The organism is Colwellia sp. TT2012, assembly GCF_001440345.1.
Lineage (GTDB): Bacteria > Pseudomonadota > Gammaproteobacteria > Enterobacterales > Alteromonadaceae > Colwellia.
Window position 1 is genome coordinate 1 of the sequence record NZ_LJYX01000030.1, and the last position, 7,855, is coordinate 7,855.

A 7,855-nucleotide genomic window follows, 5' to 3' on the forward strand; every position below is an offset into this window, starting at 1 on the left:
GCGAATGATACGTGGTGGGCGACATCAAATACGTACTGCCATGTTCATGTCAATGATGTCGGCCATACAATGTAACCCTGTATTTAAGGCGACTTATCAGCGTTTAGTCGCCGCAGGAAAACCAAAGAAAGTAGCGATAATTGCCTGTGTAAGAAAGATGATTGTGATCTTAAATTCGATGGTAAGAGATGGTGTCTATTGGGATCCTAAAATGAGTTAGAAATTAATAATTGACACCATAGTCACTTGTTATGTGACGAATTAACTCATCACCAGTCGAGCTGTTAGCAGTCCTGCTTTATTGGCTTGATATGCACGCATTTAACTTAAAGCCATATGGTTCAAATCCAGATTTTTCAAAAAACTTTTGACCACCAGCATTGAATGCCCAAACATCTAATTCAATGTCATTGACACCTTGTTTATGACATTCATTCTTTACATGCTCGATCAGAACATGCCCAATACCACTACCTCGCTTTTGTACATCAACTCCAATTTGCTGAAGGTAACAGTATTGTCGAACGCGTAAAATTGTTGTTTGCTCTGTAACAACAATGTTGTACACAGCATAACCAACTACACAACTATCTAGCTCCGCAACGATAAATCCTGGCGAATCTAGCCTTTCAAGGAGACTTAATTTTGCGTCGCATAAAGATAATGGGATGTATCGCATTGGATATGCAGCTACATGAGCTTTCTGTGTTTCAACAAGTAACCCAGCAATAATGGACAGGTCATCTTTATTAGCAACTCTTATCAGCACTCTATACTATCTCCATAGTCACATAACGCCGCGATAAGCGGCTAAGTACACTTTGCTAAACTGCGCGAAGCGCGAGCAAACTGTACGTGTCCGTTTGATGGCCTTGTTAGATGCAGCGCAGGTAAAAGCAAGCGATACAATAACTTAAAGGCGACCGTAATAAAACAACCTAACCGTGAACTTTTACGCTACACGTTAAAGGTTGAACAAAACTAATAGCTTTGCACCTTTGAAAAAGGTAACTAGGCAAAGCTTATTAGTGACCTGCGTTAAACCAGTTTTAGCGAAAAACTATGCACTAGAAATCACTTTATCTAAAGCTACGTTTTAATAGCATATAACGCTTACATAAGCGGAAAAATATAGTTGGCTAAAATGTTTGAGGAACGAAAAACAGCCAACTGTAATTTTTCCGTTTGATGTTCTTGTTAGCAGAACTTACTCTGCAAATTGTTTCTTACCGCTGGCCATTCAGAATTAATGATTGAATAAACAACAGTATCTCTAATAGATCCATCTTTTAAAATTTGATGGTTTCGGATAATACCATCTTGTTTAGCTCCTAACCTTTCTATGGCTTTTCTAGAGCTTTGGTTAAAGAAGTGAGTTCTAAACTCAACAGCTATTGCGGAATGCTTTTCAAAAACGTGCAATAGTAAAAGTAATTTACACTCTGTATTAACTGGTGAGCGCCTCACCGATGATGAGTACCATGTATAACCCAACATCGCTCGCTTATTTTTAGCATCAACGTTATAAAATCGGCTTGTCCCTACAATTTTACTTGTATTATTACACCTTACCGCAAAGGCAATATTACCTTTTTTTGATTCTTTAATGGCTACATCTACATATTCATTCATTGATTCAGGAGACGGTACATTTGCATACCATAACTTCCAGGGCTCTCCATCCAAAACAGCCTCTTTTAGCTCTTCAATGTGTTCAATACTCAGTGGCTCTAGAGTAACGTACCGACCTTTTATTTGAGGAGCAGATAACCAATTCATACGACATACCTTGTTTGTTCTGCTAACGCCCAATTAACGGGCTAAGTAATAGTTGGCCATACTTGTGAACGGAGTGAGCGCGGCCAACTGTTGCGTGTCACGTTGAATTGCTTGTTATATGCAACGCTGGTTGAACCAAGCTTTGCACTAACTTAAAGGCACTGTAATACATAATTAAGCTGTGAATTTTTACGCTACTCACAACTGATTGAATAAACTTAATAGCGTTGCCACCTTTGAAAAAGGTAAAAGAGGCAATGCTTATTAGTAATTAAACTGAACCTGATTTAGCGTAAAACTAAAAAGATTGTCTTGCTCTAATACTCAGGTTTTAACCGCATATAACGCTTAACATAAGCGGAAAAATGCAGTTGGCTATAATTTTTGAGGAACGAAAAAAGCCAACTGTATTTTTTCCGTTTAATGTTCTTGTTAGTTATGCGGACTTGATGCGGCTTGACCGCCCTCTTTAGCAAAACCAACAAACCTTAAATTTTGTAACCACAACACTATCAACAAATTACAGAGAAGTTAAGACTTAAAGTGAATTGCACAATATGGAAGTTTGAATAATAAATGACAAAGGGTAACCCTAGACACTTCCTGTGATGAATCGTTTTTATTAACAAACTCACCAGAATTTGTTAACTACTTCCCCTGTAAAAACTGATAGCAAACTAACGCTTACATAAGCGGAAAATTAAAGTTGGCTAAAATTTTGAGGAACGAAAAAAGCCAACTGTATTTTTTCCGTTTAATGTTCTTGTTAGTTATGCGGACTTGATGCGGCTTGACCGCCCTCTTTAGCAAAACCAACAAACCTTAAATTTTGTAACCACAACACTATCAACAAATTACAGAGAAGTTAAGACTTAAAGTGAATTGCACAATATGGAAGTTTGAATAATAAATGACAAAGGGTAACCCTAGACACTTCCTGTGATGAATCGTTTTTATTAACAAACTCACCAGAATTTGTTAACTACTTCCCCTGTAAAAACTGATAGCAAACTAACGCTTACATAAGCGGAAAATTAAAGTTGGCTAAAATTTTGAGGAACGAAAAAAGCCAACTGTATTTTTTCCGTTTAATGTTCTTGTTAGTTATGCGGACTTGATGCGGCTTGACCGCCCTCTTTAGCAAAACCAACAAACCTTAAATTTTGTAACCACAACACTATCAACAAATTACAGAGAAGTTAAGACTTAAAGTGAATTACACAATATGGAAGTTTGAATAATAAATGACAAAGGGTAAACCTAGACACTTCCTGTGATGAATCGTTTTTATTAACAAACTCACCAGAATTTATTAACTACTTCCCCTGTAAAAACTGATAGCAAACTAACGCCGTTTTAAGCGGCAAATTGCAGTTGGCTAAAAGTAAGTGAGGCACGAACAAAAAGCCAACTGTAATTTGTCCGTTTGAAAACCTTGTTAGCTGCAACACTGGTTGAACTAGAGTCTACACGAACTTACAACTTACCGTTATTTATATACAAACCGTGAACTTGAGCCACTCGATTAACCAACTTAGAGCGAATGGTTTTACTATTTCTAGCCTGAAGGACCTAACAAACAGTGAATAAACCTATTCGCGGTAAACTACAAAACCTGAACTGGCGAAACTTAATTGTTCTGCCCTAAAGCTTATTTTTTAAAAGCAACTAACGCCCAAATAATGGGCAAATGATAGTTGGTTAAAATAGGCGACGCAGGAGCAAAAACCAACTGTTATTTGTCCTTATTAATTTGCTTGTTAGTCTCTGTTATCTATAGCGCTCACTTCAAAGAAAGCACCACATGAGAAAGTAGTACCATCCTGAAACCCCTTACATTTCAAAATTCCGGAAAGCTTATCATTTTGAATCATACTGCTAATAACATCGTATACATGTAAATTGGGCTGATTACACACTAGTTTAGAGCATTTAATTGGAGTGCTAATTTCTGAATAGTTTCTAGATATCACTTCCTTATCAGTTCCCCACTCCTTAAATTCAAAAATAAAATTTTCTGTAACATTGATTTGATTAGACATATATTCCCTCAAGAGACTAACGCCCAAATAACGGGCTAAGTGGTGCTTGCTAAAATGTGCAGCGAAGCGGAAACGAGCAAGCTCTACGTGTCCATGTTGATTTGCTTGTTAGTTGCAACACACTTTCAATATGTACAACAATAACTTAAACGCACCGGAATGAAAATACCAAACCGTGAATTTGAGCCATTACACTCACTATTAAGAGCGAATAGTTACGCTAATACACCTTTCAGAAACACACAAAAAATGACTAACTTATTCGCGGTAAAGCACCAAACAGTGAATTGGTGAAACTGAATTATTTAGCACTTAGACGATCTTTTTTATTAGCCAACTAACGCCCAAATAACGGGCTAAGTAATACTTGCTACAATGTGAAACGAAGTGGAACCGAGCAAGTGTTACGTGTCCCAGTTGATTTGCTTGTTAGTTGCAACATACTTTCACCAAGTACAACAATAACTTAAACGCACCGTAATGAAAATACCAAACCGTGAATTTGAGCCATTACACTCACTATTTAGAGCGAATAGTTACGCTAATACACCTTTCAGAAACGTGATAAAAGTGACTAACTTATTCGCGGTAAAGCACTAAACAGTGAATTGGTGAAACTGAATTATTTAGCACTTAGACGATCTTTTTTATTAGCCAACTAACGCCTAATTAACAGGCAAAAAATTGTTGGCTAAAATAAGCGACGCAGGAGCAAAAGCCAACTGTTTTTTGTCCTTGTTTAATTTCTTGTTATATTTTCATATGACGCTGAAATCCTGAATTATCTCTGATACTAATTGGGTTACCATCAGGGTCTATAACCCTAATTATTGATCCCCAATCATTTTCAATAATTTCAGCACTACTATCAAATTTACAAATATGTTCTAGTGCTTTTTGAATGCTCGCAACATTGAATCTTAGTATGGTGGGGTTTTGGGATATATCCTTTTCTGATTCGCTAGCTACGCCGCCTGTCTCTAGCATTAGATAGGAACTGCCGAATTCTAGACACGTTAATCTAAAGTCACCATCAGTTTTTGTAAACATCTCAGGTAAATTAAAAACCGTTTTATAAAATGAAACACATTTATCAAAGTTAAAGACATTTAATATGATGCCCTGATTTTGAATATCCACCGAACCTCCCTGAAAATATAACGCCGCAATAAGCGGAAAATTATAGTTGGCTAAAATGTTTGAGGAACGAAAAACAGCCAACTGTAAATTTTCCGTTTAATTGCCTTGTTAGAGTTTTAAAATACTGCATTAAAAGCCAACAATAAAGTTACAAAAAATAATGCTGTATTAAGTTGAGTGGCTTTTAATATTGTTTTACTAGACATAGAAATAATAAATGCTGAGATAATTATAAGTTCTAAGCCTGCTTGTAATAATAAAAAAAAGAATAATAGTAACCCACCAGCTTCAATTCCATTACATTGATTGATAATTTCCCCGCACCGACTTTGAGGAACAAGTAGTAGAAATATAATGTGATTAACAATAGCTATGCGAAGGTAGCTATTTATGTTCGACTCCATATAAAGTTATATCCTCGACTCGAAAAAACTCTAACGCCCAATTAACGGGCTAAGTAATAGTTGGCCATACTTGTGAACGTAGTGAGCGCGGCCAACTGTTGCGTGTCACGTTGAATTGCTTGTTATGTTTACGAACGCTTTAATAGCCACCAAAATTTACCAAGCCTAGAAGACATTATGCCTACAATAACACCACTAGCGGTAGAAAATGTACCTTGCCAAAATAAGTAGGGATCACTTAAACTATCCGATTGTGCTGTAGCGTAAAACTGACCGAATGCTACACAACCATTTAATATAAAATAAACACCCAGCAGAAAAACACTAGCGGATAATAGATTACGAGTGTCTGAAGGAGTGCTAATATCTAAACTAAGAATGCTGACAATTTTACTTCTAGTGAATATTAACCCTAAACCACAAAGGAGTTTGGTCGAAAGGTGAATAATTGGAATAAATCGCATTTGGTTCCCTGACTCGCCGAAGTCAGTAGTTGAATAGGCAAATATAGTAGCGACAAAATCGGGGATTGGTGAAACTACTAACCATATACCGATTAAAGCTATAAGCGTCTCGCTTAATTTATTATTAGATTGCACCGAACCTTCCTTGTAAACATAACGCTTACATAAGCGGAAAATTACAGTTGGCTAAAATGTTTGAGGAACGAAAAACAGCCAACTGTAATTTTTCCGTTTGATGTTCTTGTTAGTTGCTTGTTGTTAAAAGCACAAAGCTAACAACAAGTTACCATATTTATGGGATGGGAGGAAGACGCCAAAAACACTTAGCACCACGACTCACCAAACCCTGATTTTTGAGCCAAGTAATACTGCCTGAACTAGCTAATGGCTTTACCGCAAAGTGTCTTAAAAAGCGTAAATCCTATTAGCGAATATAACCAAACCTCTCTGGCGAAAACTGAGGCGTAACCCACCAAGTTAATTTAGAAAACACAGCTCTTACACATTAATATGGGGTTGATTTCGTGGTGCCAACTAACGCCTAAATAACAGGCTAAGAAATTGTTGGCTAAAATGTGAAACGAAGTGGAACGCAGCCAACGGTTACGTGTCCTTGTTTATTTTCTTGTTATGTTTTTGATGATTACTGCTGCGAATAACTAAAACAATGGTATAAACTGATGAAATTAAAATTAGTATTATATTAATTATTAGATACGAAATTTTATTTTCATCCATTGTTCTTAAATATTTAATCTGAGCGTATTTTATTTTAAGAGAATCTTCAATGTTTTCAATATCCTTATTATCAATAGCAACTTGAATCTTTTCATCAATAACAAGCATGGAATCAACCACCTCTTCAGTAAATAAGCGAGGAGCTACTGTGCGGAAGTATGAAGTTATACAAGCGAGTATAATTACAATATTTATAGCCACTATTTTTTTAGTATTCACCGGATTCTCCAAAAAAACATAACGCCCAAATAACGGGCTAAGTAATACTTGCTAAAATGTGAAACGAAGTGGAACCGAGCAAGTGTTACGTGTCCCTGTTGATTTGCTTGTTAGTTGCAACATACTTTCACCAAGTACAACAATAACTTAAACGCACCGTAATGAAAATACCAAACCGTGAATTTGAGCCATTACACTCACTATTTAAAGCGAATAGTTACGCTAATACACCTTTCAGAAACGTGATAAAAGTGACTAACTTATTCGCGGTAAAGCACCAAACAGTGAATTGGTGAAACTGAATTATTTAGCACTTATAAGATATTTTTTATTAGCCAACTAACGCCGCATTAAGCGGACTAAAATTGTTGGTTATAATGTGAAGCGAAGCGGAACCTAACCAACTGTTTTAGTTCCGTTTAAATGCCTTGTTATGTTCTTTACACACAAAAAATATGCCCATGCGATTAATATGATTTGCAATGGCGCACGTATCAACAAATAAACAGCTCCCCATTGATGACCACCTAGCCCAACACTATTTAATGCTGCGTATATATTTGCAGGAAAAAACAATACAAAAATGAGAATAGCAAATTTTGCTGCAATAGGTTGGAGCTTAGTTTTAAAAAGAGCAATACCAACTATTAATTCGAGAGCGCCTGTAAAATATATTAATGAAACTTTGAAAGGTACCCAAGAAGGTAGCATTTCAACCATCCCGTCAGTTTTTACAATATGACCAATAAAGAAAAATATAAATGCCAGACCTAAGCCCCAACAAGCATATTTATTAATATCAACTGGCACCTCTCTGAATTTTGCATAAGCAAAGGCGAGCCCCAACGGAGAAGAAAGAATTAGAAGAATTATTATTGGAGTTACCACAGTACTATCCTAAGAACATAACGCCCAAATAACGGGCTAAGTAATACTTGCTAAAATGTGAAACGAAGTGGAACCGAGCAAGTGTTACGTGTCCCTGTTGATTTGCTTGTTAGTTGCAACATACTTTCACCAAGTACAACAATAACTTAAACGCACCGTAATGAAAATACCAAACCGTGAA

The 7,855-nt window shown here is 36.4% G+C and carries 8 protein-coding genes and 1 pseudogene; 1 reads left to right on the top strand and 8 read right to left on the bottom strand.

What is annotated here, in order from left to right:
- A pseudogene (locus ASU03_RS18105) lies at positions 1 to 220 on the top strand (IS110 family transposase); the annotation flags it as partial.
- Positions 221 to 298: 78 nt separating this feature from the next.
- Here ASU03_RS18105 and ASU03_RS18110 read toward each other — a convergent pair.
- The 8 genes from ASU03_RS18110 to ASU03_RS18145 form a co-directional block, all read right to left on the bottom strand.
- Positions 299 to 769, bottom strand: a complete 471-nt coding sequence (locus tag ASU03_RS18110) for a GNAT family N-acetyltransferase (protein WP_057833190.1) — start codon at positions 767 to 769, stop codon at positions 299 to 301.
- A gap of 428 nt (positions 770 to 1,197) precedes the next feature.
- On the bottom strand, positions 1,198 to 1,779 hold the full coding sequence (locus ASU03_RS18115; protein ID WP_057833191.1) for a GNAT family N-acetyltransferase: 582 nt from the start codon (positions 1,777 to 1,779) through the stop codon (positions 1,198 to 1,200).
- Positions 1,780 to 3,539: 1,760 nt separating this feature from the next.
- The gene (locus ASU03_RS18120; protein WP_057833192.1) at positions 3,540 to 3,821 is read right to left on the bottom strand and encodes a hypothetical protein; all 282 of its coding nucleotides are present in this window, start codon (positions 3,819 to 3,821) and stop codon (positions 3,540 to 3,542) included.
- A gap of 750 nt (positions 3,822 to 4,571) precedes the next feature.
- Positions 4,572 to 4,961, bottom strand: coding sequence for a glyoxalase/bleomycin resistance/dioxygenase family protein (locus ASU03_RS18125; RefSeq protein ID WP_057833193.1), 390 nt, complete (start codon positions 4,959 to 4,961; stop codon positions 4,572 to 4,574).
- Between the two features lie 116 nt (positions 4,962 to 5,077).
- The gene (locus tag ASU03_RS18130) at positions 5,078 to 5,365 is read right to left on the bottom strand and encodes a hypothetical protein (protein ID WP_057833194.1); all 288 of its coding nucleotides are present in this window, start codon (positions 5,363 to 5,365) and stop codon (positions 5,078 to 5,080) included.
- Between the two features lie 128 nt (positions 5,366 to 5,493).
- Positions 5,494 to 5,964, bottom strand: a complete 471-nt coding sequence (locus tag ASU03_RS18135) for a hypothetical protein (protein WP_057833195.1) — start codon at positions 5,962 to 5,964, stop codon at positions 5,494 to 5,496.
- Between the two features lie 468 nt (positions 5,965 to 6,432).
- Positions 6,433 to 6,786, bottom strand: coding sequence for a hypothetical protein (locus ASU03_RS18140; protein ID WP_057833196.1), 354 nt, complete (start codon positions 6,784 to 6,786; stop codon positions 6,433 to 6,435).
- Between the two features lie 396 nt (positions 6,787 to 7,182).
- On the bottom strand, positions 7,183 to 7,674 hold the full coding sequence (locus tag ASU03_RS18145; RefSeq protein ID WP_057833197.1) for a DoxX family protein: 492 nt from the start codon (positions 7,672 to 7,674) through the stop codon (positions 7,183 to 7,185).
- Positions 7,675 to 7,855 lie beyond the last annotated feature (181 nt).